The organism is Pseudomonas sp. PSPC3-2 (assembly GCF_049897085.1).
GTDB lineage: Bacteria > Pseudomonadota > Gammaproteobacteria > Pseudomonadales > Pseudomonadaceae > Aquipseudomonas > Aquipseudomonas paraveronii.
In genome coordinates this window covers 690,582-717,044 of record NZ_JAFCVO010000001.1, presented here as the reverse complement: position 1 = coordinate 717,044, position 26,463 = coordinate 690,582, and the positions used below count along the sequence as shown (strand labels likewise).

At 60.7% G+C, this 26,463-nt stretch carries 27 protein-coding genes; 12 read left to right on the top strand and 15 right to left on the bottom strand.

All coding sequences use genetic code 11. The annotated features are described in order from the left end of the window. Nucleotides 1-136: 136 nt before the first annotated feature. Nucleotides 137-1,033: a LysR family transcriptional regulator gene (locus tag ACP7CJ_RS03320; RefSeq protein ID WP_276197103.1), complete on the bottom strand. Its 897-nt coding sequence runs from the start codon at nucleotides 1,031-1,033 to the stop codon at nucleotides 137-139. A 99-nt stretch (nucleotides 1,034-1,132) separates the two neighbouring features. Between ACP7CJ_RS03320 and ACP7CJ_RS03315 the strand changes: the two genes are divergently transcribed. Continuing rightward, nucleotides 1,133-1,804, top strand: a complete 672-nt coding sequence (locus ACP7CJ_RS03315; RefSeq protein WP_276197102.1) for an NADPH-dependent F420 reductase — start codon at nucleotides 1,133-1,135, stop codon at nucleotides 1,802-1,804. A 64-nt stretch (nucleotides 1,805-1,868) separates the two neighbouring features. On the opposite strand, the gene mqo is transcribed toward ACP7CJ_RS03315, so the two are convergent. Continuing rightward, complete coding sequence (gene mqo, locus ACP7CJ_RS03310) at nucleotides 1,869-3,515, bottom strand: malate dehydrogenase (quinone) (RefSeq protein ID WP_276197101.1); 1,647 nt, start codon at nucleotides 3,513-3,515, stop codon at nucleotides 1,869-1,871. Nucleotides 3,516-4,018: 503 nt separating this feature from the next. Here mqo and ACP7CJ_RS03305 point away from each other — a divergent pair. Next, entirely contained in the window at nucleotides 4,019-5,206 is a 1,188-nt protein-coding gene (locus tag ACP7CJ_RS03305) for an MFS transporter (protein WP_276197100.1), read from the top strand. A gap of 97 nt (nucleotides 5,207-5,303) precedes the next feature. On the opposite strand, the gene ACP7CJ_RS03300 is transcribed toward ACP7CJ_RS03305, so the two are convergent. Both ACP7CJ_RS03300 and ACP7CJ_RS03295 read right to left on the bottom strand, forming a co-directional pair. Further along, complete coding sequence (locus tag ACP7CJ_RS03300) at nucleotides 5,304-5,525, bottom strand: hypothetical protein (RefSeq protein WP_426099476.1); 222 nt, start codon at nucleotides 5,523-5,525, stop codon at nucleotides 5,304-5,306. A 144-nt stretch (nucleotides 5,526-5,669) separates the two neighbouring features. After that, nucleotides 5,670-6,035 (bottom strand): DUF6124 family protein, encoded by a 366-nt coding sequence (locus ACP7CJ_RS03295; protein WP_247402254.1) that lies wholly within the window; start codon nucleotides 6,033-6,035, stop codon nucleotides 5,670-5,672. Between the two features lie 468 nt (nucleotides 6,036-6,503). Here ACP7CJ_RS03295 and dusA point away from each other — a divergent pair, with 468 nt between their 5' ends. Together dusA and tal are read left to right on the top strand one after the other, a co-directional pair. Then, on the top strand, nucleotides 6,504-7,490 hold the full coding sequence (gene dusA / locus ACP7CJ_RS03290; protein ID WP_247402252.1) for a tRNA dihydrouridine(20/20a) synthase DusA: 987 nt from the start codon (nucleotides 6,504-6,506) through the stop codon (nucleotides 7,488-7,490). A 208-nt stretch (nucleotides 7,491-7,698) separates the two neighbouring features. Beyond that, nucleotides 7,699-8,625 carry a transaldolase gene (gene tal, locus ACP7CJ_RS03285; RefSeq protein WP_247402250.1) on the top strand — a complete coding sequence of 309 codons (927 nt, stop codon included), beginning with the start codon at nucleotides 7,699-7,701 and terminating at the stop codon, nucleotides 8,623-8,625. 124 nt (nucleotides 8,626-8,749) lie between these two features. Here tal and rssC read toward each other — a convergent pair whose 3' ends face one another. Together rssC and rssB are read right to left on the bottom strand one after the other, a co-directional pair. Continuing rightward, nucleotides 8,750-9,232, bottom strand: a complete 483-nt coding sequence (gene rssC, locus ACP7CJ_RS03280) for an anti-sigma factor antagonist RssC (RefSeq protein WP_017848891.1) — start codon at nucleotides 9,230-9,232, stop codon at nucleotides 8,750-8,752. Next, the gene (gene rssB / locus ACP7CJ_RS03275) at nucleotides 9,232-10,413 is read right to left on the bottom strand and encodes a two-component system response regulator RssB (RefSeq protein WP_247402248.1); all 1,182 of its coding nucleotides are present in this window, start codon (nucleotides 10,411-10,413) and stop codon (nucleotides 9,232-9,234) included. The genes rssC and rssB overlap by 1 nt, the downstream gene beginning before the upstream one ends. A 277-nt stretch (nucleotides 10,414-10,690) precedes the next feature. On the opposite strand from rssB, the gene ACP7CJ_RS03270 reads away from it, so the two are divergent. After that, entirely contained in the window at nucleotides 10,691-10,987 is a 297-nt protein-coding gene (locus ACP7CJ_RS03270) for a PilZ domain-containing protein (protein WP_247402245.1), read from the top strand. Between the two features lie 60 nt (nucleotides 10,988-11,047). Here ACP7CJ_RS03270 and ACP7CJ_RS03265 read toward each other — a convergent pair whose 3' ends face one another. Further along, nucleotides 11,048-11,737: an MlaA family lipoprotein gene (locus ACP7CJ_RS03265; protein WP_426099478.1), complete on the bottom strand. Its 690-nt coding sequence runs from the start codon at nucleotides 11,735-11,737 to the stop codon at nucleotides 11,048-11,050. A 195-nt stretch (nucleotides 11,738-11,932) separates the two neighbouring features. Here ACP7CJ_RS03265 and ACP7CJ_RS03260 point away from each other — a divergent pair, with 195 nt between their 5' ends. Beyond that, nucleotides 11,933-12,541 (top strand): HAD family phosphatase, encoded by a 609-nt coding sequence (locus ACP7CJ_RS03260; RefSeq protein WP_276197054.1) that lies wholly within the window; start codon nucleotides 11,933-11,935, stop codon nucleotides 12,539-12,541. Between the two features lie 110 nt (nucleotides 12,542-12,651). After that, the gene (locus ACP7CJ_RS03255; protein ID WP_247402236.1) at nucleotides 12,652-12,918 is read left to right on the top strand and encodes a DUF4404 family protein; all 267 of its coding nucleotides are present in this window, start codon (nucleotides 12,652-12,654) and stop codon (nucleotides 12,916-12,918) included. Between the two features lie 138 nt (nucleotides 12,919-13,056). Here ACP7CJ_RS03255 and queF read toward each other — a convergent pair whose 3' ends face one another. Continuing rightward, nucleotides 13,057-13,887, bottom strand: a complete 831-nt coding sequence (gene queF, locus ACP7CJ_RS03250) for an NADPH-dependent 7-cyano-7-deazaguanine reductase QueF (protein WP_276197053.1) — start codon at nucleotides 13,885-13,887, stop codon at nucleotides 13,057-13,059. Nucleotides 13,888-13,973: 86 nt separating this feature from the next. After that, complete coding sequence (locus ACP7CJ_RS03245; RefSeq protein ID WP_276197052.1) at nucleotides 13,974-14,495, bottom strand: cupredoxin domain-containing protein; 522 nt, start codon at nucleotides 14,493-14,495, stop codon at nucleotides 13,974-13,976. A gap of 156 nt (nucleotides 14,496-14,651) precedes the next feature. Here ACP7CJ_RS03245 and ACP7CJ_RS03240 point away from each other — a divergent pair, with 156 nt between their 5' ends. Both ACP7CJ_RS03240 and ACP7CJ_RS03235 read left to right on the top strand, forming a co-directional pair. Beyond that, a complete protein-coding gene (locus ACP7CJ_RS03240) occupies nucleotides 14,652-15,332 on the top strand; it encodes a heavy metal response regulator transcription factor (protein ID WP_426099479.1) in 681 nt (226 codons plus the stop codon). Then, nucleotides 15,329-16,684: a heavy metal sensor histidine kinase gene (locus ACP7CJ_RS03235; RefSeq protein ID WP_426099728.1), complete on the top strand. Its 1,356-nt coding sequence runs from the start codon at nucleotides 15,329-15,331 to the stop codon at nucleotides 16,682-16,684. The genes ACP7CJ_RS03240 and ACP7CJ_RS03235 overlap by 4 nt, the downstream gene beginning before the upstream one ends. Before the next feature lie 136 nt (nucleotides 16,685-16,820). On the opposite strand, the gene ACP7CJ_RS03230 is transcribed toward ACP7CJ_RS03235, so the two are convergent. Genes ACP7CJ_RS03230 through ACP7CJ_RS03220 form a run of 3 tightly spaced genes read right to left on the bottom strand, consistent with a single transcriptional unit; the run spans nucleotide 16,821 to nucleotide 20,067 of the window. Continuing rightward, entirely contained in the window at nucleotides 16,821-18,065 is a 1,245-nt protein-coding gene (locus tag ACP7CJ_RS03230; RefSeq protein WP_276197051.1) for a lipoprotein-releasing ABC transporter permease subunit, read from the bottom strand. A 60-nt stretch (nucleotides 18,066-18,125) separates the two neighbouring features. Beyond that, nucleotides 18,126-18,809 carry a lipoprotein-releasing ABC transporter ATP-binding protein LolD gene (gene lolD / locus ACP7CJ_RS03225; protein WP_017477213.1) on the bottom strand — a complete coding sequence of 228 codons (684 nt, stop codon included), beginning with the start codon at nucleotides 18,807-18,809 and terminating at the stop codon, nucleotides 18,126-18,128. A gap of 7 nt (nucleotides 18,810-18,816) precedes the next feature. Next, on the bottom strand, nucleotides 18,817-20,067 hold the full coding sequence (locus ACP7CJ_RS03220) for a lipoprotein-releasing ABC transporter permease subunit (RefSeq protein WP_247399978.1): 1,251 nt from the start codon (nucleotides 20,065-20,067) through the stop codon (nucleotides 18,817-18,819). A 94-nt stretch (nucleotides 20,068-20,161) separates the two neighbouring features. Between ACP7CJ_RS03220 and ACP7CJ_RS03215 the strand changes: the two genes are divergently transcribed. Together ACP7CJ_RS03215 and ACP7CJ_RS03210 are read left to right on the top strand one after the other, a co-directional pair. Further along, nucleotides 20,162-20,746, top strand: coding sequence for a PilZ domain-containing protein (locus ACP7CJ_RS03215; RefSeq protein WP_426099480.1), 585 nt, complete (start codon nucleotides 20,162-20,164; stop codon nucleotides 20,744-20,746). A gap of 44 nt (nucleotides 20,747-20,790) precedes the next feature. After that, nucleotides 20,791-21,513 carry a glycerophosphodiester phosphodiesterase gene (locus tag ACP7CJ_RS03210; RefSeq protein ID WP_276197049.1) on the top strand — a complete coding sequence of 241 codons (723 nt, stop codon included), beginning with the start codon at nucleotides 20,791-20,793 and terminating at the stop codon, nucleotides 21,511-21,513. Nucleotides 21,514-21,555: 42 nt separating this feature from the next. On the opposite strand, the gene sthA is transcribed toward ACP7CJ_RS03210, so the two are convergent. Together sthA and ACP7CJ_RS03200 are read right to left on the bottom strand one after the other, a co-directional pair. Continuing rightward, nucleotides 21,556-22,950: a Si-specific NAD(P)(+) transhydrogenase gene (gene sthA, locus ACP7CJ_RS03205; RefSeq protein ID WP_247399972.1), complete on the bottom strand. Its 1,395-nt coding sequence runs from the start codon at nucleotides 22,948-22,950 to the stop codon at nucleotides 21,556-21,558. Between the two features lie 188 nt (nucleotides 22,951-23,138). Then, entirely contained in the window at nucleotides 23,139-24,149 is a 1,011-nt protein-coding gene (locus tag ACP7CJ_RS03200) for an FAD:protein FMN transferase (RefSeq protein WP_426099482.1), read from the bottom strand. Between the two features lie 64 nt (nucleotides 24,150-24,213). Here ACP7CJ_RS03200 and ACP7CJ_RS03195 point away from each other — a divergent pair, with 64 nt between their 5' ends. Continuing rightward, nucleotides 24,214-24,747 carry a chalcone isomerase family protein gene (locus ACP7CJ_RS03195; protein ID WP_276197047.1) on the top strand — a complete coding sequence of 178 codons (534 nt, stop codon included), beginning with the start codon at nucleotides 24,214-24,216 and terminating at the stop codon, nucleotides 24,745-24,747. 205 nt (nucleotides 24,748-24,952) lie between these two features. On the opposite strand, the gene ACP7CJ_RS03190 is transcribed toward ACP7CJ_RS03195, so the two are convergent. Further along, nucleotides 24,953-26,416: a glyceraldehyde-3-phosphate dehydrogenase gene (locus ACP7CJ_RS03190; protein WP_247399966.1), complete on the bottom strand. Its 1,464-nt coding sequence runs from the start codon at nucleotides 26,414-26,416 to the stop codon at nucleotides 24,953-24,955. Nucleotides 26,417-26,463: the final 47 nt, after the last annotated feature.

The window sequence follows — 26,463 nt, the reverse complement described above, 5'->3', positions numbered from 1 at the left end:
AAAAAATCCCCCTTTGTTGCAGCCGCGCTCCTGCAAGGCCTGGGTACTTTTTAACAGGTGGTGTCTGTCAGGTTGCTGAACCTGCTGACAGTGCATCCACAGGAACAGACGGGAGGCAGCGTCGCGGTTTGAACACTCAAGCCGGGCCGAAACGCTCCAGCACAGCCTCGACAAAGCCTCGCAACTTGGCGGTACGCTGGCGGTTGGCGGTGTAGACCAAATGCATGGGCCGGCTCGGCGCCTCAAAGTCCGGCAGCACCTGTACCAACTCGCCCCTGGCTAGGGCGGGGCGCAGAAAATCTTCCGCTCCGAGCACAATGCCAAACCCGTCCAGCGCAGCCGACATCAAGGCCCTGCTTTCGTTGATCTGCAAACGGCTGGCAACCTGTACGGTGTGCGGGACCGAGCCCTGGTGGAACACCCATTCGCGATCCGCCGGACGTGACCAGAAGGCATAGCCCAAGCATTCATGCTGTTGAAGGTCCGCCGGCCGCAGCGGTGTGCCCCGTGCCGCCAAGTAGGCAGGCGCCGCGCAGGCCACCAGACGATACGGCGCCAGGGGTCTGGCGGTTAACCCCGTGATCGCTGGGGGGCCAATGCGGAAGGCGGCTTCGTAGCCTTCTTCCACCAGATCGACGAAACGATCGGTGAGGTGCAGGTCGATGCTTACCTCAGGGTTGTCACGCAAAAACGCGGTCACCAGAGGCATCAGGCTGTAGGAGCCGAAGGTCACCGGGGCGGTAATTTTCAGCTTGCCGCGTGGGGTGTCATTCATGATCTGCGCCAGGGAGTCGGCGGCCTCGGCCTCCGTCAGGATATGTTTGCAACGCTCGTAGTAAGCGCTACCCAACTCCGTCAGGCTCTGCCGGCGCGTGGTGCGATTGAGCAAGCGCGCGCCCAGGCGCTGTTCCAGCGCGGCGACATGCTTGGCCACCATCTGCGCTGACATGTTCAAACGCACCGCGGCTCGCGCGTAAGAGCCCAACTCAGCGGCAGTCACAAAGGCATTCATGCTCGAAAGACGGTCCATCATTCCCCACTCCCAGTAATAACAGCCACGTCACAACGCTCATTTATCACCCATTGGCTACCAATCATCATAACCGCTCCCCTACTTTGCAGGAGCTAGGCCATGAAGATTGGCGTGATTGGAGCAGGTTTCATCGGGCGCGCGGTGGCCCAACTGGCGCTGGCGGCCGGGCATGAAGTAATGTTGAGCAACTCCCGTGGCCCCCAGACCATGAGCAGCGTACTCAGCGGCATTTGGGGCGTTCAAGTGGGCAGCGCGCAAGACGCGGCACAATTTGGTGACGTGGTGCTCGTGGCGATCCCCCTGGAACATTACCGCAGCGTGCCCGCGCAGTGGCTGGAAGGCAAAACAGTGATGGACGCCAACAATTACTACCCCGATCGCGACGGGCACATCCCTGAGCTGGACCGTTTTGAAACCACCACCAGCCGGTTGCTCGCCGAGCATTTGCCGCATTCGCACGTGGTGAAGGTGTTCAACGCGATCTTCGCGCCAGACCTGGCGCAGGATGCCCGCCCTCACGGCGCCCCCGACCGCCGCGCACTGCCGGTGGCTGCGGATGACGCTGCGGCAAAAGCGCAAGTGATCCAGTTGCTCGATGAGCTCGGCTTTGACGCCGTGGATGCCGGTGGGCTGGATGAAAGCTGGCGGTTTGAGCGGGCCAAACCGGCGTATTGCGTGGCGCTGGACCAGGCCGATCTGAGGGTGGCCCTGGCTGCGGCCGAACGCACCGTTGAGCTGCCTGCGGTCAACCGGGCGCACACCCTGACTTAAACAGCCGCCCACTAAAAAGCTCGCTGACCGTTAACGGTTCAGCGAGCTTTTTATTGGGTGTTTCTTACAGCGCCAGATCAGACGCCGGCTTGCTCGGCTCAGCCGCAGGCTTGGCGGCCTCGGTGGCCTTGGGAGCGGTCATCTGCGGAATCGCAGGTGGTGGGGTCAGTTGCAAGATACCGGCGGTGTAGGCCCATTCTTTGGCAACAGCCTCAGGACTGTCGTTCAGCTTAGTGCCATAGCTTGGCACGATCTGATGCAGTTTTTCCTGCCAGGCCGGGGTCGCCACCTTGTCCTTGAACACTTTCTGCAGCACGGTCAGCATGATCGGCGCCGCGGTCGACGCGCCTGGCGATGCGCCCAACAGGCCGGCGATGGTGTTGTCAGCAGAGCTGACCACTTCGGTGCCGAGTTTCAGCACGCCGCCCTGCTCTTCGTCACGCTTGATGATCTGCACGCGCTGACCGGCTTGCCACAGGCGCCAGTCTTCTTTCTTGGCGTTCGGGAAGTACTCTTTCAGGGCGTTGTAGCGGTCGTCATCCGACAGCATCAACTGGCCAGCAAGGTACTCGACCAGTGGGTATTCACGCACACCGACGCGGGTCATTGGCCAGATGTTGTGGGTGGTAGTGCTGGTCAGCAGGTCCAGGTACGAGCCCTCTTTCAGGAACTTGGTCGAGAAGGTCGCGAATGGGCCAAACAGAATCACGCGCTTGCCATCCAGCACACGGGTGTCCAGGTGCGGAACCGACATCGGCGGCGCGCCAACCGAAGCCTTACCGTAGGCCTTGGCCAGGTGCTGCTCGGCGATGGCTGGGTTATCGGTCACCAGGAACGAACCGCCAACCGGGAAGGCAGCGTAGTCCTTGGCTTCAGGAATGCCCGACTTTTGCAGCAGGTGCAGTGCACCGCCGCCCGCGCCGATGAACACGAACTTGGCGTCGGTTTCGGTCTTGGTGCCGTCTTTCAGGTTTTTGTAGCTCACACGCCACGAACCGTCGGCGTTGCGGGTGATGTCCTGCACTTCGCTCGACAGTTTCAGGTCGAACTTGGGCGTGGTTTGCAGGTGAGCGACGAACTGGCGGGTGATCTCGCCGAAGTTCATGTCCGTACCCAGCGGGCTCCAGGTGGCCGCGATTTTCTGGTTCGGGTCACGCCCTTCCATCATCAGCGGAACCCACTTGGCGATCTGCGCCGGGTCTTCGGAGTACTGCATGCCGGCGAACAGCGGGCTCGCTTGCAAGGCTTCGTAACGCTTTTTCAGGAACTTGATGTTGTCATCGCCCCACACAAAGCTCATGTGCGGTGTGGAGTTGATGAACGAACGCGGGTTCTTCAGCACGCCCTGCTGGACCTGCCAGGACCAGAACTGACGGGAGATCTGGAACGCTTCGTTGATTTCGACCGCTTTCGGGATCTCAACGTTGCCGTTCTTGTCTTCCGGGGTGTAGTTCAGCTCAGCCAGGGCCGAGTGACCGGTACCGGCGTTGTTCCAACCGTTGGAGCTTTCTTCGGCGACGCCATCGAGGCGCTCGACCATTTCCATCGACCAGCTCGGTTCCAGCTCGTTAAGCCAGACACCCAGGGTCGCACTCATGATGCCGCCGCCGATCAGCAGCACATCGACTTTCTTTGCCTCTTCCGCGTGAACGGACGTGATCCCCATCGACAAAGCCAACCCCAGCAGGGCAGTGTTTACTTTCTTAAACATCAGTAGCACCTATGATAAAACGCCATCCGCCCCACTGCCCCTGAGCCTGGCGAACCCTCGATGACGCTGCGCCAGGCAACGCACCGTGGGGTTTGCACATTCATTCAAGGACCGCAGGGTGGGCACACAAGGCCGACGTATCGACCTCACTTTTATGTCCCTTCTGCGCTGACTTCTTATCATTATTGGCTTCAGCTACCTGGGCGACAGCCAGCCGCCGGGACGTATACGGGTGTACGTTCCGGAGAAAGACTAGACCAAGATGGCGCGCAGAATATCACGCCATACCGCCGATATGCGCTGTTTGGCTAATAGACAGCTCTAAAACAGGGGTTTTGACAAGGTTGATCAGGGTTAGTGTCAAGCCCGACGGGCGCGACGTGGGGTCACAGGGTTGTCAGCGGCAGGGAACTCTCGTGTAAAAGGCGGTTCTAGACACCCTCACTGCCGCTTGCGTAGCATCGGCGGCTCCGCCTCGTACCCCCTTCCACACAGAGCGATCCATGTCTATCCACCAAACACCCGGGCACGTCCTGCCCGCGCGCAGCGCCGCCAAAATGGAAGCTGCCATGGCCGTGGGCGCTTTCGCGATCGGTACCGGCGAATTCGCCATCATGGGACTGATGCCCGACATCGCCCACAACCTGGGTTTAAGCGAACCCCAGGTCGGCCATGCCATCAGCGCCTACGCGCTGGGCGTGATGGTCGGCGCGCCACTGCTGGCCATCCTCGGCGCCAAGTTGCTGCGCAAACACATGCTCCTGCTGCTGATGGGCCTGTATGCGCTGGGCAACCTCGCCACTGCGTTCACCCCGACCTTCGGCTCACTGGTAGCCTTCCGCTTTATCAGTGGCCTGCCCCACGGCGCCTACTTCGGCATCGCCGCCGTCGTCGCCTCCAGCATGGTGCCCACCGACAAACGCGCCGGCGCCGTCGCGCGGGTCATGATGGGCCTGACCCTGGCCATGCTGCTCGGCAACCCCATCGCCACCTTCCTCGGCCAACACCTCGGCTGGCGCTCGGCCTTCGCCCTCGTCAGCGTGCTCGCCCTGTGCACCATCGCCCTCGTCTGGCAGTTCGTCCCCGACCGCCGCGACGAACCGCGCAGCGACCCACGCAAAGAACTGCGCGCGTTCACCAAACCGCAGGTGTGGATGGCCCTGGCCATTGGCGCCATCGGCTTTGCCGGGATGTTCTGCGTGTTCAGCTACCTGGCCCCGACCATGCTCGAAGTGACCAAAGTCACGCCGCAATGGATTCCCTTTGGCCTGGCCGCGTTTGGCGTGGGCGGCATCATCGGCAACATCGCCGGCGGCAAGCTGTTCGATCGCCTGCAGTTTCGCGCGGTGGGTTTGATATTGGTGTGGTCGATGGCGGTGCTGCTGTTCTTCCCCTTCGCCGCCGGCTCGCTGTGGAGCGTGCTGCTGAGCATGGGCCTGGTCGGCACCATGGTGTCCCTGGCCGCCCCGTTGCAGATCCGCCTGATGGACATCGCCCACGAAGCGCCAAGCCTGGCGGCAGCGTCCAACCACGCGGCGTTCAACCTGGCGAACGCACTGGGGCCGTGGTTTGGCGGGATGGCGATCACCGCTGGGCTCGGCTGGACAAGTACCGGCTATATCGGCGCAGCCACAGCGCTCGTCGGCCTAGTCATCTACCTGATCGCCCGCCGCATGAAAGGCGGCCACTAACCCCACACTTGCGAAACCACTGCACGCTTCAATGTGGGAGAGGGCTTGTTCCCGATAGCGGTGGGTCAGTCAACACATCAATGACTGCCCCGCCCCATCAGTCATCATGCAACAACCCCGAACCGTACTCACCATAACTACTCCCCAGCCCGCTGCCGCCAAAATTCATCTTGGCCGCTTTGTTGGGACTGTGGTCACCAAACGCCTGGCATCCCCCTGAAAAGCAAGGGTCGCTACTCACGCCCGACGAACCCGACGAACAAGCGCTCAACAGCAACGCGCCGGCGATCATCACGACTTTGACGAGGTTCGAGATCATTTTTCAGTTCCCTATGGGCTGGAAGCGCGGGGGCTTCCCGTGGAGACGATCGTAGGCCTCGAAGGCGCGGGGAATGATGAAACTTCGCCAGGGGACAGGATGGGTTCAGGTTGCCGCCTTGGGGTAAGGCGGCGGGAGCGGTTGTCAGGCTGTAGCCGGGCTGATGACACGAGCGACTTGGTCCTGGGCTCGGTCAACGAGTAGAGCGCTCAGGTCGATCAGTTGCTGAATGCCCAAGACAATGGCGCGCTGGGAGTCGTCGAGGTTAAAAGCCACGGTAGCGGCCATTTCGCTGGCGGACGCGAGGTTTTCGGAGGCGTTGGCCAGGAGGGTTTCGGTGTCTATGTCGGGGCTGACGAGGAATAGGTTGTGGGTTGGGTGTTCGACCGGTGATTCGTCTTCAGAGGGTGGCAAGTAATGAGGAATCGCTCGTTGAGCCGCAGCATGAAGTTTGGCGTCAGCGGGTAAAGCGTTTGAAGCATAAGGCGGATTAGGTGTGACCTTGTACATGGCGAAGCTCCTTTAGCGTTTCAGGAACTGCCCATCTCACTTCCACATGAGGGTGGCAGCTGTACGCAGGTGTGGAAGACCAGGGCTAAAGGACCCGGCGCACCGAAGTGCCCCGCGCACAGCCGCCATAACGCAATCATACAGACGTAAAAAAACGCCGGTAGGTGTTTATGGGCGATTGAGCGCCTTCAGCTTGATCGGACTTCCACATCCGGCCGCTGGGTTGGCAGCGGCTTGAGGAGGTTAGCTATGGGAAGTCTGAGGGGCAAGCTGAGAAAAGTGTGGGATATTTCCCGGGGGGAGATACTGGTCTGCCTCCGTAATACTGGGGGTCTGAGCCCGATATTCCCGGCATATGCCACACCCGCCCCCCGCTAGAAGTGTTGAAGTGCACTAAATACACCTCCCCGACACCTAAGAGACATCCCTGATAAACTGCGCCATTCGCCTCGCTGACTCAGATCGCCAATGTCCCTACAAACCGCTCCACTTTCCCGCCGCTTTTCTGTCGCCCCGATGATGGATTGGACCGACCGCCACTGCCGGTTCTTCCTACGCCTGCTCTCCAAACACGCCCTGCTCTACACCGAGATGGTCACCACCGGCGCGATCCTCCACGGCGATCATGACCGCTTCCTGCGCCACAACGACGCCGAGCACCCGCTTGCGCTTCAATTGGGCGGCAGTGTTCCCGCCGATCTGGCCGCCTGTGCCCGAATGGCCGAGGCTGCCGGTTACGACGAGGTGAACCTGAACGTCGGCTGCCCCAGCGATCGGGTGCAGAACAACATGATCGGCGCGTGCCTGATGGGCCATCCGGCGTTGGTGGCGGATTGCGTGAAGGCGATGCGCGATGCGGTGTCGATTCCGGTGACGGTGAAGCACCGGATCGGGATCAATGGGCGGGACAGTTACGCCCAGTTGTGTGATTTCGTCGGGCAGGTGAAGGATGCGGGGTGTACCAGTTTTACCGTGCATGCGCGGATTGCGATTCTGGAGGGGTTGTCGCCGAAGGAGAATCGCGACATTCCGCCGTTGCGGTATGACGTGGCGGCGCAGTTGAAGCGGGATTTTGCCGAGTTGGAGATTATTCTCAACGGTGGGATCAAGACGCTGGAACAGTGCCAAGAGCATTTACAGACGTTTGACGGGGTGATGCTGGGCCGGGAGGCTTATCACAATCCGTATGTGCTGGCGGAGGTGGATCAGCAGTTGTTTGGCAGTGCGCGGCCGGTGATCAGTCGGGCAGAGGCGTTGGCGCAGTTGCGGCCTTATATCGCGGAGCATTTGGCGAGCGGTGGCTCGATGCATCACATTACGCGGCATGTGCTGGGGTTGGGGACGGGTTTCCCTGGGGCGCGCAAGTTCAGGCAGTTGTTGTCGGTGGATATTCATAAAGCGAGTGATCCGTTGGCGTTGCTGGATCAGGCGGCGGGGTTGCTGGAGGGCCGGTGAAACCGGCGCCCACCTGTTTATCGCGGTGTTCATTGGGCTGTTGGGTTGAACCTGCGGGCGATCTTGCCCTCCTATTTAGCAGCAAGGCCAGTCATTCAAACGGCTGTTTTCAGGTTGTTGCCCTCGCAAACGATCGAACGCATTTGCGCCCTTGAGCGCCTGCCAGCGCTCGGGTAATGTCATCAGACCCATAGGACAGAGCACGCCCATGACTTCCAAGCTGGAACAACTCAAACAGTTCACTACCGTCGTCGCCGATACCGGCGATTTCGCGGCCCTCGCCAATCTCAAGCCGCAAGATGCCACCACCAACCCTTCCCTGCTGCTCAAGGCCGCGTCGATTCCGGGCTATGCCAAGTTGCTGGATGAATGCGTGAAGGACTGCAACGGTGATGTTGGCCTGGCCAGTGACCGTTTTGCGGTGGCGGTGGGTCAAGAAATCTTGAAAGTGGTGCCCGGCCGTATCTCCACCGAGGTGGATGCACGCCTGTCGTTCGACACTGACGCCGTACTCAAGCGCGCGCACCGTCTGATCGACCTGTACGACAAAGCCGGGGTTGGCCGTGATCGCGTACTGATCAAGATCGCTTCCACCTGGGAAGGTATCCGCGCGGCGGAGAAGCTGGAAAAAGAAGGCATCCAGACCAACCTGACCCTGCTGTTCTCCTTCGCCCAGGCCGTGGCCTGTGCCGAAGCGGGTGTGTTCCTGATTTCGCCGTTCGTGGGCCGTATCTACGACTGGTACAAGAAAGCCAACGGCAACGACTACACCGGCGCCGATGATCCCGGCGTGCAATCGGTGACGCGCATCTACAACTACTACAAGGCCAATGACTACAAAACCGTGGTGATGGGTGCGAGCTTCCGCAACCTGAGCCAGATCGAAGAGTTGGCCGGCTGTGATCGCCTGACGATCAGCCCGGACCTGCTGGAGAAACTGGCGGCCGATACCGGCAAGCTGGAGCGCAAGCTGTCGCCAGGCCATGCCGGTGAAGCGCGGGTGCATCTGACTGAAGCGCAGTTCCGTTGGGAGTCCAACGAAGATGCGATGGCGACTGAGAAGCTGGCCGAGGGGATTCGTCAGTTTGCTCGGGATCAAGAGAAGCTCGAAGCGTTGTTGTCTGCCAAGCTGTAAAAGCGGCGGCAGCAAAAAGGGCGGCACCTGTGAGGGTGCCGCCCTTTTTTTCAGTTAGGAACTCGGTCAAATGTGGGAGGGGGCTTGCCCCCTCCCACACTGGGAGTGCATTCCAACAGGGCGGTCAGTGGCGTTCGAGGGCGTTGACGAGGTCGTGGAAGGCTTCGCGATTGGACTCGTTCAAGCCCATCAGGATTTTGTGCGCTTCCAGCACCTTGATCCGCACGATTTCCTCGGATTGGTCCTGGGACGGCAGGTCGGTCAGGCACTCCGGGCAGGGGATCGGGCGGTCAACGATGTTGAACACTTGATCGAAGCCCATGGACTGCAGCAGACGGGTGATGTCTTCGTGGGTGGTGACGACGGTGGGCAACAGGCCGACCTTCTGCCGAGACAGAATGGACAACTTGGCCAATAACCCAAGGGTGGTGCTATCGATGCTGCGGGTTTCGGTCAGATCGATCACGATCGCCGAGAAATTCAGTGCTGTGAAAATCCGCTCAATCGTTGCATCCAGCGCCGAACACAAGGTCAGGCGCACTTCACCGACAAACTTCAGGACGAAGGTCCCGTCTTGCTCGGCGAATTGGATTCTTCCGGTACTCATCAAAGATTCCTGCTCAACACCAATAGGGCGATATCATCCGGCATCTCCCCTAGCGTGGCCAATCCAAAAACCTGCCGCAGACCATCCAGGCTGCCGCCCGCCGACTTGACCCGTTGGGGCAAGGCGGCTTCTTTCTCTTTGAGTGTAGGCTCTGGAAGAAGGTCCAGGATACCGTCGGACATCAGCGTCAGGCTGAAGGTCGGCGGCAGCTCCAGGATGTGGTCTTCGTAGGTGGCTTCATTGAACAAGCCGACGGGCAGACCACGCCCTTCCAGGTAGCGCACACTGTCAGGAGTGTACAAAACCGGCATCGGCAGGTGACCGCCGATGCTGTAGGTCAAAAGACCGGTTTCTTCATCAATCACGCCGCCCACCATCGTCACGTGCTTGCCCAGCTTGCAGCTGATCAGGCCTCGGTTGATGTGGCCCAGCACCTGGGAGGGGGTGAATTCCGGCAAGGTGCCACTGCGCTTGGATTCGAACAACAGCCGTGTGGTCATAAACTTCAACAACACGGTGACAAACGCCGAGGATGCACCATGGCCGGACACGTCGGCCAGGTAGAACGCAACCCGCCGCTCGTCTACGCGGAAATAGTCGACAAAATCACCCGACAGGTACAGCGACGGGATGATCTGGTGCGCGAACTTGAATTCATCGATGGTCCACGGGCTGACCGGCAGCATGTTCATCTGCACCTGGCGACCGGCGTTCTGGTCTTCCTGGAGCAGATTCAGGCTGGCTTCGAGTTCGCGGTTGGCGGTTTCGAGCTTTTCGCGGTAGCGCTGGTTTTCCACCAGTAGGCGTGCACGATCCAGGGCACGGCGCACCGAGTGCTCCAGCACCGCCAGGTCTTGCAGGGGCTTGATCAGGTAGTCGGCGGCGCCCAGGCGCAGGGCCTCGACGGCATCGTTCATCACCCCGGCACCGGACACGACAATCACCGGCGTCTGCGGAGCAAGCTCGGTCACCTGGCGAATCAACTCGAGGCCGCCCATCTGAGGCATGCGCAGATCGCAGATCACGAGGTCGGGCTTATCGCGCTCGAATACCTGGAGACCCTGTTGGCCATTGCTGGCCTGCAGGACGCTGAAGCCACTGTCTTCCAAATAGGCCGCAAGGCTTGCGCGCACTACTTCGTCGTCATCGATTATCAGCAGCGTGGCACTGGTTTTTGGCATGTGGGCAAACGGCGCCAGAATTAGGTTGGCGTAGGCGGCTCGGCAATGGCCGTGCTCACGCTACTGGATTCGCTTTCTAGCCTCTCTGTCCTACAAAGCATAGGCTTTTTGCCCACGCACAACTGTAAAGCAGAGGTGCCCTTCTAAGGCGCAGACGGTACTCCCATCCGCCAGGGGTTTCAAGCTCATGCCGATGGTCGCCGGGCGTCTTTACATCGCAAATCACAGGGAGTTATAAGAACAGCCATCACCACAACACAAAGTAAGGATGGAAGCTGTGAGCGAACACGAGCGCGACTACGCTGAAAAGCGCGATTTCATCCGCATGCGAGTGGATGCCGATGTCTCTTTGATCCACGCCGGGCAGGAAATTGACGGGGTTTGCGTGGACCTTTCCAGCTCCGGCATGCAAGTGCAGGCACCTCGCCAGTTCACCGTGGGCGACCTGCTGACCGTGCGCATCGAGTCAGAACATGCCGCCCTCACGGGCCTGGAAGCGGACACCCAGGTGGTATGGGCGAAGAACGAGGGCGATAAACAACATTTGGGGCTGAAGATCCTGAAAATGCGCTAATACCTGCGCACAAAAAAGGCGACCATGCGGTCGCCTTTTTTCGTTTCAAGACGTCTCGACTTAGAAGTCGTCGACGACCTTCCCATCCTTGACCTTGAACTCGCGGTTCTGCAGGTAGGCGTTGCGAATGAAGGTGTACTTGTCGCCGGTGATCAGCTTCTCGCTGTCGAGCAGGCTGGCACGGGTGTCGACAATGTTCAGGCCAAAGGTGCTGTTGCGCCAGCCGATGTCGTTCATGTAGCGGTACGGTTGGGTGTAGCTGTCCACGTATTTGGACGGTGCGTCGCGCAAGGTGCTTGGACCCAGCAACGGCAGCATCACGTAAGGACCGCTGCGCACGCCCCAGTAACCGAGGGTCTGGCCGAAGTCTTCATCGCTGCGTTGCAGCCCCATTTTGGTGCCTACGTCGACGAAGCCCAGCACGCCTATGGTGGTGTTCATCAACAGGCGGGCTGTATCCACACCGGCGGCGTGAGGTTTGAGTTGCAGCACGTTGTTGGCCAGGTTGCCGACATCGCCGATATTGCGGAAGAAGTTGTGAACGCCGTCCTGCACGAATTGCGGGGTCACAAACTGATAGCCTTGGGCCAATGGTTTTAGGGCGTAGGTATCAACGGTGTCGTTGAACGTAAAGATCGGGCGGTTGACGCTTTCCCATGGATCATCTTCCGACGCAGCGTTTACGGCGAAAGGGGCCAGCAGGACAGTGGCACACACCGAAAGCTGAGCGAAGTAGTGGCTCCAGCGCATAGCTTTTGCTCCTTGAATAGTCTGTCATGGGCGCTATGCCCTGAATAAGGCGCCAGTATATGACGGAAGTGTCCTTTTAGGCATCTGCCAAGAAACGACATACAGAAAATGTACAAAATTCCTACAATTACTCGAGAGTGTCATCGACTTGTCACACCACCCCGATAGCGTCACAGCTATTTCAGGGATGTCGAAATGCCTCACGCCGAGATTGCCATCGCCACTGCCCCCACCTTGACCGCCGTGTTGTTTGGCCTGAGTGGCTGCCTGGTGGATTTTGGTTCCCAGGCGCGCACCGATTCACCCTCCCCGCATTCCGAGGCCACGCCAGGAGCATTGAAGAGCCTGCGCAGCCTCAAGGAACAAGGCGTGCCCTGCGCCTGGCTGGATGAGCTGCCGCCCTCGGTGACAACCCCGCTGGCCGCTGCGCTGCCCGACTGGCTCAAGGCGACGTCACCGTCTTCCATCCGCTGGCCCGCGCCCCATGCGTGCTGGCAAGCCTTGATGGAATTGAACATCGAACGCCTGGAAGGCTGCGTACTGGTCAGCGGCGAGCCGCGCCTGCTGCAATCGGGCCTGAACGCTGGGCTGTGGACTATCGGCCTGGCGTCCTGCGGTTCGCTGTGCGGCCTGGCGCCAGAGCAATGGCAGGCACTGACCGAGCAACAGCGCGAATACAAACGCGGCAAGGCCACCGTGGCGCTGTATGGGTTGGGGGTGCATTCGGTGATCGATCACCTCGGCGAGCTCGGTACCTGCTTGGCGGACATCAGCCTGCGCCAGCTCAAAGGCGAAAAGCCCTGATTGAGATCATGCACAGACGGCGCCGGTAGATTAATCTACAGCTCCTCTCGTAGACCTTTCTCGGCGTGCCGTGGTCTACGCCAGTGCCTATCGATAAAAGGAAGAACACCATGCCTGCCCGCGAAAAACTGCAAGAACAGGTCAACATCCTGCGCGAGCAACTGGAACAAGAACCACCGCTGCCGTCCGAAAAACGTGAAGCGCTGGAAGCCTTGCTTGCCAAGTTTGAAGTGCAACTTGAACTGGAACCGGCCACTCAGCCGCCGAGCATCGCTGATGATGTGAACCGGGCGGTAGAAAGTTTCGAGTTGGACCATCCGGGCATTGCCGGGACGTTGCGCAATATTGTGATCACCTTGGGCAACATCGGCATTTAACCCGAGCCCAAGCCAAGCACAGAACCAACAGGTAGGAGGGGGCTTGCCCCCGATTGCAGTGGGTCAGGCACAGAGACTGTGACTGACACTCCGCTATCGGGGGCAAGCCCCCTCCCACATTTTTTGTTTGTGTAAAGGTTACTGGCGCGCCAGGCGCAGGTTTTGGAACTCCACATCCTCAGTACTGCGATACGGGTTGATATCCAGCCCACCCCGCCGCACATAGCGCGCAAACACCGTCAACTTCTCCGGTTTCAGCAAGCGCTGCAAGTCCAGGAAGATCCGCTCCACGCACTGTTCATGGAAGTCCGAGTGCTGGCGAAAGCTCACCAGGTATTCCAGCAGGCTGGCGTGATCCAGTTGTGCGCCGCGGTATTGCACCGCCACGCTGCCCCAATCGGGCTGGCTGGTGACCGGGCAGTTGGATTTGAGCAGGTGGCTGTGCACGCTCTCCTCGACAATGCGCGAGTCATCGCAACGCAGCAGTTCCGGACGCGGGTGTTCGTAGTTGCTGACGCTGATATCCAGGTCATCGATGCACACCCCCGGCAACGTCACCACGCCTTCGGCCTCAACCTCGGCCAGGCTGCGGATGCGCACGCCCACCGGCTTGCCGGCAGCAGCGCTGAGGTCGGTGCGCAACGTCGCCTCCAGGCTTTGCGTATCGGCAAACGCGGTCTGGTTCAGTGAGTTGAGGTACAGCTTGAAGGACTTGGACTCGATGATATTCGGCGAGTCGGCTGCAATGCTGAATTCACCGATGGCCACCACCGGCTTGCCCGACGGCAGCAACCAGGACAGTTCGAAGCAGTTCCAGAAATCCACGCCTTTGTAAGGCAGGGTCTCGGCGCTCAGGCCCAGCTCGGCCCATTTCGCGGCGCGAGGGATCGGGAACAGCAACGAGGGGGTGTAGGTGCTGATGTATTCACTGGACTTGCCCAGCGGCGAATGTTCGGCTGCGGGATGCATGGCGGAAACCTGGCTAAATAAACCCTGGCAGTCTACCAGCCTTTGCCCCCGCCCCTAAGAAACACAGCACGCGCGCCCTCGCAGGCTCAATGGACGTTGAGCTTGCCGACCATGCCCGCCTGGTAATGCCCGGGAATATTGCAGGCAAACTCAAGGCCGGAGGCCTTGGTGAACGTCCAGGTCAATTCGGCGGTTTTACCGGGTTCTACCAGTACGCTGTTGGGGTCATCGTGCTTCATGCTGGCCATAGCACCGTGATCCATGGCGCCGTGGTCCATCTTGCCCATACCGGTGGCGTTCAGCATGCCGCTCGACTGCATCTGCATCATTTGCTTCTGATGCTCAGCATGCATGGCCGCATCGCCCAGGTTGAACTCGTGGAGCAACTGGCCTTTGTTGACCAGCACAAAACGCACGGTCTCACCGGCCTTCACATCCAGGGACTTGGGCGAAAAGGACATATCCTGCAGCACCACTTCCACGGTGCGCGTGGCCTTATCGGCAGATGCCGGCTGGCCGAATGCATAGGTGTGGGCCGTGTCAGCCATTGCCCCGACACTCAACGCCAACAGGCAGCCTGCCAACAACAGGGGGGTACGCAATGCCATCTCAATTCTCCAAAGGTGTGGGATCGGTCTGAGGACCACTCTAAGATTGCACCCCTGCCAGCTAGCTGACTGCTAGATTACAACTTTGTCAGGTTGCGCCCCTCCCCTGGCCACCACGGTATAAAGTCCGACGTGACCCGCCGCCAAGAGCTGCCCATGAAACTGCTGATCGTCGAAGACCAACCCAAAACCGGCCAGTACCTGCGCCAAGGCCTGGCCGAGGCCGGCTTTACCACCGAACTGGTGGCCGACGGCACCAGCGGCCAACACTTGGCGCTGACCGGCGACTACGACCTGCTGATCCTCGATGTGATGCTGCCCGGCCGCGACGGTTGGCAGATCCTCCAGGCCGTGCGCAGCGCCGGACTCGACATCCCGGTGCTGTTTCTCACCGCCCGCGACGCCGTGGAAGACCGCGTACGCGGCCTGGAACTGGGCGCCGACGATTACCTGGTCAAGCCGTTCGCCTTTTCCGAACTGCTCGCGCGGGTGCGCAGCCTGTTGCGCCGTGGCAGCAGCGCACCGCAGGAAACCGCGCTGCAACTGGCCGACCTGCGCCTGGACCTGATCCGCCGCCGCGTCGAGCGCGACGGCCAGCGCATCGACCTCACCGCCAAGGAATTCGCCTTGCTCGAACTGCTACTGCGGCGCCAGGGCGAAGTGCTGCCCAAGTCGCTGATCGCGTCCCAGGTCTGGGACATGAACTTCGACAGCGACACCAACATCATCGAAGTGGCGATCCGCCGACTGCGCCTGAAAGTCGACGACAACTTCCCCAATAAGCTGATCCACACCGTGCGCGGTATGGGTTATGTGCTGGAGGAACGATGCAGTTGATCAAGCACCTGTCCCTGAGCAGCCGCCTGGCTCTGCTGTTTGCGGCCTGCACCGCCGTGGTCTCGTTGCTCGCCGGCGTGCTGTTCAACCGGGCCAGCGAGGCGCATTTTGTCGAACTGGACCAGCAATTGCTCGAGAGCAAACTGGTGGCGCTGCGCAGCACCTTGCAGGGCGTCGACTCGCTGCAATTATTCGCCCAACGCGAAGCGCAACTGCGCGCCGAGCTCAATCGCCAGCCTGACCTCGCATTACGCATCACCGCCGCCGGCCAGCGCTGGTTTGACGGCGCACCGAACATCAGCCTGCCCGAATCGCCTGGCCTGCACGGCCTGCAGAACGCCGGCACCGACTACCGCGTGTACAACGCGCCGTTAAGGCCGGGCCAACCCGACTCGCCGCAACTGAGCCTGATGCTCGACATCACCCACCACCAACACTTCCTGCAACGCATGCAGCATTTGATCTGGCTCACGGTCAGCTTCTCGGCCCTGGCCACCGCGCTGCTCGGCGCCTGGGCAGCGCGCAGCGGGCTGCGGCCGTTGCGGCGCATGGGCGAAGTGGCGGCCGGCGTGTCGGCCCATTCCCTGACCCAGCGTTTGCCCGAGCAGGGTATGCCGGTGGAACTGGCAGAACTGGCCCAAGCCTTCAACGCCATGCTGGGCCGACTGGACGACGCGTTCCAACGCCTCTCGGCGTTCTCCGCCGATATCGCCCACGAACTGCGCACCCCCCTGTCGAACCTGTTGACCCACACCCAAGTCATCCTCACCCAGCCGCGCCCGCTGGAGGATTACCGCGAGGCGCTGCACAGCAACCTGGAAGAGCTGCAATGGATGGCGCAACTGGTGAACGACATGTTGTACCTGGCCAAGGCCGATCACGGGCTGCTGGCGCCCACGCGCGAACCGTTGAAGCTGGCGGATGAAGTGGACGCGCTACTGGAGTTCTTCGTCTTGCTGGCGGAAGACGCGCACGTCAGCCTGGTGCGCGAGGGTATGGCCCACACCACTGGCGATCGCGGCATGTTGCGCCGGGCATTGTCGAACCTGTTGGATAACGCGCTGCGCTTTACTCCGGCGGGCGGCGAGGTGCGGGTGCATCTGACGGAAGGGGCACACGGCGTGACGCTGACGGTGGAGAACAGCGGGGAAGGCATCCCGGCGGACGTGTTACCGAGGTTGTTCGACCGCTTCTACCGGGCCGACCCGGCGCGCCATGAAGGCAGCAGCGAGCATGCGGGGCTGGGGTTGGCGATTACCCAGTCGATTGTGCGGGCGCATGGGGGGCGGATTTATTGCGAGTCTGAGCCGGGGTGGACGCGGTTTGTGATCGAGTTGCCACGGGGAGTTTGATGCAAGCTGTGTTGGCGCTATCGGGGGCAAGTCGAATCGTCGCACCGCCCCTCCCACATTTTGATCTGTGAACACCTTCAAAATGTGCGAGGGGCGGTGCGACGATTCGACTTGCTCCCGATAGCGGTCTTAAATCCTACGAATACCTGAGGGCATGCGCCGGCTCAATCTTCGCCGCCCGATACGCCGGGTAAATCGTCGCCAAAAAGCTCAACACAAACCCGGCCGAGCAAATCAGCAGCACATCCCCACCCTGCAATTGCGAGGGCAGGTTGCTGACGAAATACACGTCCGAACTGAAGATATGCTGCCCGCTCACCCGCTCCAGCCACCCCACCAGTTCACTGACGTTCAGCGCCGCAATCACCCCCAGCACGCCGCCGATCAGGGTGCCGACGATACCGATCACCGTGCCCTGCACCATGAAGATCGCCATGATCTGCCGTGGCGTGGCGCCGATGGTACGCAGGATCGCGATGTCCGCGCCCTTGTCGTTCACCACCATGATCAGCGTGGCGATGATGTTGAACGCCGCTACCGCGACGATCATCAGCAACAGCAGGCCGATCATGGTTTTTTCCATCTTCATCGCGCTGAACAGGCTGCCCTGGGTGTGGGTCCAGTCATCCGCCTTGTAGGCCGCACCGAGGCTGGCGGCGATGTCCGCCGAGACCTTGGGCGCCGCATACAAGTCCTTCACCGCCAGGCGCACGCTCTGCACCTGGTTCGGCTGCCAATGCTGAATTTCTGCGGCGTCGGCCATATGGATCAACGCCATGGAGCCGTCCAACTCGGCGCCGACCTTGAAGATACCGACCACGTTCAAACGCTGCATGCGCGGGGTAATGCCGCCCGGCGCGCTGCTGATTTCCGGGACAATCAGGGTCAGCTTGTCGCCCACGTTCAGGCGAAAGCGCCGTGCGGTGATTTCGCCGACCACCACGCCGAACTCACCGGGCTTCAAGTCTTCGAGTTTGCCCTGCACGATATGCTGGGCCACGATCGACACCTTGCCTTCCTGGGCCGGGTCGACGCCGCTGATCTCGATCGGCTGCATCGCGCCCTTGTAGGAGAACATGCCGTCCATCTGCGTGAACGGTACTGCGGCGGTCACTTCGGGATTCTTCATCGCGGCGGCGGCTACCGGCTGCCAATCGTCGATCGGCTTCACACCGACGACGGTGGCGTGAGGCACCATGCCGAGGATGCGCGAGCTCATTTCGCGTTGAAAGCCATTCATCACCGACAACACCACGATCATCGCCAGCACGCCCAGGGCGAGGCCGATCATCGAGGTCATCGAGATAAACGAAACAAAACGGTTGCGGCGCTTGGCGCGGGTATAGCGCATGCCGATGAAAATCGATAACGGTCTGAACATTCGCGTACACCGCCTGAAAAAATGAAAAAGCCCGGCGTCATGCCCCGGGCTTGAAACAGGTCAGATGGCGACCAGATGACCTTCCTGCAGGTGCAATACGCGGTCCATCTGCCGGGCCATGCTCATGTCATGGGTCACCACCAGGAACGCGGTGCGCATCTGGGTGCTCAGTTCCAGCATCAAGTCCTTGATGCCCTGGGCAGTGTGGGAGTCGAGGTTGCCGGTCGGCTCGTCGAGCATCACCAGGCCCGGGTTGTTCACCAGCGCACGGGCAATCGCCACACGCTGGCGCTCACCACCGGACAATTCGGCCGGTTTGTGCTCCAGGCGGTGACCGAGGCCGACGCGCTCCAGTAAGGCCTTGGCACGCTGGCGCGCCTCCGGGATCGCGGTCTTGCCGATCAGCAGCGGCATGCACACGTTTTCCAGAGCGGTGAACTCCGGTAACAGGTGGTGGAACTGGTACACGAAGCCCAACGAACGGTTACGCAGTTGGCCACGAGCCTTTTCACCGAGGGCCGACAGCTCTTCGCCCGCCAGCCACACGCTGCCCTGGGACGGCGTATCAAGGCCGCCCAACAGGTTGAGCAAGGTACTTTTGCCGGAACCGGAACTGCCAACGATCGCCACGCGCTCGCCGGGGTGCAGCTCAAGTTGCAGGTTGGACAACACCACTACCGATTCCGGGCCTTCCTCGTAGGATTTGCCCAGGTTGCGGCAGCTCAGGATTGCTTTTTCACTCATGCCCGATTCACTCATAACGTAAGGCCTGTGCTGGCTGGGTACGTGCCGCGCGCCAGGCTGGATACAGGGTGGCAAGGAAACTCAGGACCAACGCAGCGCCGCCCACCATCAGCACGTCCTGGGCCTGAACCTGGGACGGCAAGTAGTCGATGAAGTAGACGTCGGCGTTGAGAAACTTGTGGCCGATCAGGGTTTCGAGGCCAGCGATGGCCGCGCTGACATTGAGCGCAGCCAGAATGCCCACTGCGGTGCCGATCAAGGTGCCGACCACGCCGATCACCGTACCCTGCACCATGAAGATCGCCATGATCTGCCCCGGCGTGGCCCCCAGGGTGCGCAGGATGGCGATGTCACCCTTCTTGTCGTTCACCACCATCACCAGTGTGGAAATGATATTGAAGGCCGCCACCGCGACGATCAGCAGCAACAGCAGGCCGATCATGGCTTTTTCCATGCGGATGGCCTGGTACAGGTTGCCGTGGGTACGGGTCCAGTCGCGGGCGTAGAACTGGCTTTCACCCAGGTGCTGGGCGATTTCCCAGGCGCCGCGCGGGGCGTCGAACAAGTCGTTGAACTTCAGGCGCAGGCCCTGCACCTGGTCCGGCTTCCAGCGATGCAGGCGCGCGAGGTCGGTGAGGTTGGTCAGGCCAAGGTAGCCGTCGATCTCGCCGGCGCCGACGTGGAAGGTGCCAACCACGGTAAAGCGTTTCATGCGCGGGAACATGCCGGCCGGGGTCACGGTGACTTCCGGGGCGACGAAGGTCAGCTTGTCGCCGATGCCCACGCCGAGCTTGGCCGCGGCTTTGTCGCCGATCACGATGCCAAAGCTGCCGGGCGCCAGATCGTCGAGTTTGCCCTGCAGCATGAACTTGTCGATGATCGAGACGTTGCGCTCCTGAACCGGGTCGATGGCGTTGAGCAGGATTTTCTGCACCTTGCCATCATGCGTCAGCAGCCCTTGCATCTGGGTGAACGGTGCCACGGCCACGACCTTGGGGTTCTGCTTGACCTTGTCGGCCAGGCTTTGCCAGTCGCTGATCGGTTCACCCGACTCGATGGTCGCGTGGGGCACCATGCCCAGCACGCGGGTGCGCATCTCATGATCGAAGCCGTTCATCACCGACAGCACCACGATCATCACGACCACGCCAAGGGCGAGACCGATCATCGAGGTCAAGGAAATGAACGACACAAAATGATTGCGACGCTTTGCACGGGTATAACGCGTGCCAATAAATACGAAGAGAGGTCTGAACATGTCGGGGCTTGTTCGGAGGAAAAGAAGACGTCCCGGTGGCGGGGTCTGGTAAGCAGCTTTACACTCAGACCATTACCGCTACCTTGGGTTCGCCATGTCGACATTAGATGAAGAAGAACGCCGCGAATACTACCGTATCGACGACATGATCGCACTTCAAATCAAAAGCCTGTCCGCCCCCGAAGCGGCGAGCAAGGAAGTGCTACTGGATGATTCGCCGCTGTTCAACCTGCTCAGTGAACTGCACCTGAGCGAATTCGAAGCCCAGCACCTGTTGCGCCAGCTCAGCGAGAAAGATCGCAGCCTGGCCGCCCTCCTCAGAGTCCAGAACAAACGCATGGATCTGCTCAGCCAGATCATGGCGCGCGGCCTGCTGGACGAAGTCGGCGCCCCGCAGCCGGTGATCATTTCCGAAGGTGGCATCGACTTCCAGCACCCGACCGCCCTGACACTCGGTACCCACCTGGCGGTCAAGCTGGTGCTGATGCCCCAGGCGCTGGGCCTGTTGTTGCGGGCCCGGGTCACCCATTGCGATGCCAAGGGCGCCGCGTTTGCCATCGGCACGGAATTCGAATCCATGACCGACGCCCAACGCCAATTACTGGCGCGCTACATCCTGCAGAAACAGGCGCAGGAACGGCGCCTGGCGCGGGAACAGAGCGATGACCAAGACACCTGAATTCGTATTCACCCCGCCAGACGACCTGGCGTAAAGGAGCAACTGTGACCCTGATCTACGGCCACCGCGGTGCCAAAGGCGAAGCACCGGAAAACACCCTGACCAGCTTCCAGCAGTGCCTCAAGCACGGTGTACGCCGTTGCGAACTGGATTTGCACCTGTCCATGGACGGCGAACTGATGGTCATCCACGACCCGACCCTCAAGCGCACCGCCGACCGGCGCGGCAAAGTCGTCGAGTATTCGGCGGCAGACTTGATGAAGATGGACGCACGCAAAGGCGGCCCCGGCTGGGTCAGCCCCTGCCCGATCCCGCGCCTGGAAGAGCTGTTCGAAAAGTGCGACTTCGATCACTGGCAACTGGAAGTCAAAAGCGCCTCGCGCACCCGTGCCGCGACCACCGTGCTGGCGATTCGGGAAATGGCCGTGCGTTTCGGCATCATGGACAAGGTCACGGTGACCTCAAGCTCACGGGAAGTGTTGAAAGCGGCCGTGGAACTCACCCCGGACCTGTCGCGCGGGCTGGTGGCCGAATACGCCTGGCTCGACCCGCTGAAGGTCGCGCAAAACTACGGCTGTGAGTATCTGGCCTTGAACTGGACGCTGTGTACCCCTGAACGTCTGGAAAAAGCCCAGCGCCAGGGATTGCACGTGTCGGTGTGGACAGTCAACGAACCTGCGCTGATGCGCAGGCTCGCCGACTTCGGCGTAGATAGCCTGATTACAGACTTTCCCGGTTTGGCCACTGCCACCCTCGAGAATTACTGAAATCGGTCTCCCCGGCCGGCTCAGGCCACCGGCCGGAGCCGCTCAAAAAAGCCGGTTGAGGCCGTCGTAGGCCGCTACCCGATAGGCTTCGGCCATGGTCGGGTAGTTGAACGTGGTGTTGACGAAATACTTGAGGGTATTTTGCTCGCCCGGCTGGTTCATGATGGCCTGACCGATGTGTACGATCTCCGAGGCCTGGTAACCGAAGCAATGCACGCCGAGGACTTCCAGGGTTTCACGGTGGAACAGAATCTTCAGCATGCCTTGCGGCTCACCGGCGATCTGCGCACGCGCCATGCTCTTGAAGAACGCCTTGCCCACTTCGTAAGGCACCTTGGCCTTGGTCAGTTCGTGTTCGTTCTTACCGATCGAACTGATCTCCGGAATCGTATAGATACCGGTCGGCACGTCGTTCACATAGCGCCAGCTGCCATTATCGACAATGCTGCCAGCGGCCGAACGGCCCTGGTCATGAGCGGCACTGGCCAGGCTTGGCCAGCCGATCACGTCACCGGCACCGTAGATATTCGGCACACAGGTGCGATAGTTCTCGTCCACTTCGATCTGGCCACGGCTGTTGACCTTGACCCCGACATTCTCCATGCCCAGCTTGTCGGTGTTACCGGTACGGCCGTTGCACCACAGCAAGGCGTCGGCCTTGATCTTCTTGCCGGACTTGAGGTGCAGGATCACACCGTTGTCCAGGCCTTCGACCCGCTCGTACTCTTCGTTGTGGCGCACGGTGATGTTGTTGTTACTGAAGTGGTAACTCAACGCCTGGGAAATTTCCGAGTCGAGGAAGCTCAGCAACTGCTCGCGATTGTCCACCAGCTCTACCAGCACACCCAGGCCGCTGAAGATCGAGGCGTATTCGCAGCCGATCACGCCGGCGCCATAGATGATCAGTTTGCGCGGGGTGTGGCCCAGGCTGAGGATGGTGTCGCTATCGTAGATACGCGGGTGGTGGAAATCGAGATCCACCGGGCGATACGGGCGCGACCCGGTGGCGATGATGATGTGCTTGGCCACCAGCTTCTCGACCACACCGTTGGGGCAGACCACTTCGATGGTTTGCTCGTCGGCGAAGCTGCCGGTGCCGAAGAACAGGTCGACACGGTTACGGGCGTAATAGCCGGTCCGCGACGCCACCTGTTTGGAGATGACTTTTTCCGCGCTTTTCAGCACGTCCGGGAACGAAAACCAACGCGGCTCGCCAATGGCCCGGAACATCGGGTTGGTGTTGAACTGCATGATCTGGCGCACTGAGTGACGCAAGGCCTTGGACGGGATGGTACCCAGGTGGGTGCAGTTACCGCCGACCTGACGACGGCTATCGACCATCGCCACCTTGCGCCCTGCCTTCGCGGCGTTCATCGCCGCACCTTCTCCAGCCGGGCCGGAACCCAGTACTACCACGTCGTAGTTGTAGACAGCCATGCATACTCCTCAGAACAGGCCAGGCCCACGGTTGGACGCCTGGCTAAATCATGCCGCGGCCAGCGGTCATGAAGGACAATTTGGCTCAAGTGTGTGAACCGGGGCACAGTCTATATAAGGCTCAATGCCGCGCACATTAACCCTTGGTCGCGTCGTAGGCCAGTTTTGCCTTTACTACATGGCGCGGATTACGGTTTCACCGCAGTCAGTTGCTCGAACGCCTGATTACTGCGCGTGACGAAAGCATCGCCCTCGCGAAGCACAAAAAACGCAGCGATCTGGTGCTGCTCAGCGTAATCCCAGCCTTGCTCCGGCCCAAGGATCAACAGCAACGTCGACACCCCATCGGCCATCAGCGCCGACGGATGCAACACCGTCACCGATGCCAGTTGATGGGTAATCGGCGCACCGGTCCGCGCATCCAGGGTGTGGGAATAGCGCCGACCATCCTGCTGGAAATAATTACGATAGTCACCAGACGTGGACACACCAAAGCCGTCGACGTTGATGACTCTTTCGGCGACCCGTTGATCGTCACGGGGTTCTTCCAACGCCACGCGCCAGGGCGAGCCGTCAGGTTTGTGACCGGCAGCCTTGAGTTCGCCGGTGGCTTCGGCGAGGTAGTGATGAATACCCAGGCCGCTCAACAGCTCGGCGATGCGATCCACCGCGTAACCGGCAGCAATGCTGTTGAAATCGACTTCGACGGCGGCGTCCTTGCACAGTTGCTCGCCGTCGATACGCAGATGCTGATGACCGACCCGCTGGCGCACCTGCGCCAGCGTCGCGGCGTCCGGCACCCTGAGTTGCCGGGCCTGAGGCCCGAACCCCCACAGGTTCAGCAGCGGTTCCACCGTCAGGTCAAACGCACCCGCGCTGGCCTGGGACAGCTGCTCGCCGGTACGCACCAGTTGCAGAACCGGCGCCGGCATCGGCTGGCAGCTATTGGCCGGCAGGTTGTTGAAACGCTCGATATCGGAGTCGCTGCGGTAGGTCGACATCTGTCGGTCGACATCCGCCAGGATATTTTGCACCTTGCGTTGGAGCTCTTTCGGCGCGGGTGCCGTCGAGCTTCTGACATACTGAATCGAATAGGTGCTGCCCATGGTCGGGCCACCAAACTGCTCCAGCGTATCGCCGCCACAGCCGGCCAGCGCCGCAAAACCGCACACCATCGCTATCTGTCGCAGCCTGCCCATAAACTTAATCGCCGTCGAAAATTGAATTACCCTGTAGGCACACACCTTTGCAGGACCCACCATTATGCGGCATGCAGTTATCTGTTTATGGCTGATGTTCTCGATCCCGGCGTTCGCCAATGAGGCGGATCGTCTCACCCAGGCGAACTTTCCGGCGCAGTCCGAGCAGTTGGTACTGAAAAACCAGGCGCTGCTGACTTACCTCTGGGCGGATGTGTATGCCGCGGCGCTGTATGCCCCGGCCGAGATCAGCGCAAAGCAGTCCTGGGATCGGCAAAAAGACCTGCGCCTGGTGCTGTATTACTTTCGCGATATCGACCGCAACGATGTGATTAAAGCCGCGAACGCCACCCTTGAACGCCAGCAGGCCAGCGCCCGCCTGAAACCAGAGCTTGCGCAACTGCATGCGCGTTTTCGCAACATCCGCAGCGGTGATCGCTACGCCCTGGATTTTCGTCCGGGACGCGGCCTGAACCTGGAGATCAATGGCCAGGTGGTGTTCAGCAGTCGCGATGAGGAACTGGCGAGGGCGTACCTGGGCATCTGGCTGGCGCCGAAGGGGCTGTCCGATAGTTTGCGCAGCAAGTTGCTGAACTGATGGCGTCGGGGCCGTGGCAAAGGCTGCGACTGATCCACCGCTATCGCGGGCAAGCCCGCTCCCACATTTGACGGCGTACCGCCTGACGCACTGCACTCCCCAGTGGGAGCGGGCTTGCCCGCGATGAGGCCTGTGCAAACAACATAAATCCCCAGCCAGAAAAAAGCCCCGAACCAGTCGGGGCTTTTTCATTCAACCTGAACGCTTAGCGCGGGAATGCAGGCGGGTTGACCCCGGCCATGTCTTCCATCACGCGAACGACCTGGCAGCTGTAGCCGAACTCGTTGTCGTACCACACGTACAGCACAACGCGGTTGTCCTGGGAAATGGTCGCTTCCGCGTCCACCACGCCGGCGTGGCGCGAGCCAACGAAGTCGGTGGAGACCACTTCCTGCGAGTTGACGAAGTCGATTTGCTTATGCAGATCGGAGTGCAGCGCCATGTAGCGCAGGTACTCGTTCATCTCTTCACGGGTAGCGGCTTTCTCAAGGTTCAGGTTGAGAATCGCCATCGATACGTTAGGCGTCGGCACGCGGATCGCGTTGCCGGTCAGCTTGCCGGCCAGCTCAGGCAGGGCCTTGGCGGCAGCGGTGGCGGCACCGGTCTCGGTGATCACCATGTTCAACGCGGCGCTGCGGCCACGGCGATCGCCCTTGTGGAAGTTGTCGATCAGGTTCTGGTCGTTGGTGTACGAGTGAACGGTCTCGACGTGGCCGTTGACGATGCCGAACTTGTCATTGACGGCCTTCAGCACCGGCACGATGGCATTGGTGGTGCAGGAAGCGGCGGACACGATCTTGTCGTCAGCGGTGATTTCCGCGTGGTTGATGCCGTGAACGATGTTCTTCAGCTTGCCTTTACCAGGCGCAGTCAGGACAACGCGGGCAATACCCGGGCAGGTCAGGTGCTGGCCCAGGCCTTCGGCATCACGCCATACGCCGGTGTTATCCACCAGCAGGGCGTCCTTGATGCCGTACTGGGTGTAATCCACCTCAGTCGGGTTCTTCGCGTAGATCACCTGGATCAGGTTACCGTTGGCGGTGATGGTGTTGTTTTCTTCGTCGATGACGATGGTGCCGTTGAACGGACCGTGTACCGAGTCGCGACGCAAGAGGCTCGCGCGCTTGGCCAGGTCGTTCTCGGCGCCTTTGCGCACCACGATGGCACGCAGGCGCAAGCCATCGCCGCCACCGGTTTTGCCGATCAGGATGCGTGCCAGCAGGCGGCCGATACGACCGAAGCCGTAAAGCACAACGTCAGTGCCTTTGCGGGCGGAGGCGTTCTGCTTGCCCACCACGTCGGCCATTTCTTCACGCACGAACTGCTCGACGGAACGGCCGTTGGCTTCAGCGCGGAATTTGGCGGCCAACTTGCCCAGGTCTACCGAGGCCGCGCCGAGCTTGAGCTCGCTCATGGCTTTGAGCAGAGGGAATGTTTCGTGGACGGAGAGTTCGCTGTCGTTGGCAGAACGATGGCGAGCAAAGCGATGCGCCTTGAGAATCGCGATGACTGATTGGTTGATCAGGCTGCGGCCATAGATCGAGCTCACCACATTGTTATTGCGGTATAGCTGACCGATAAGCGGGATCATCGCTTCAGCGAGTGCTTCACGGTCGATCCATTCACCAAGACACTGGTCGGGCTTCTGAGTCACGGGAACCTTCCACATGTAGGGGCTGAAAAAAGGGGCTACATTATGCCGCCCGACCGCCCCAG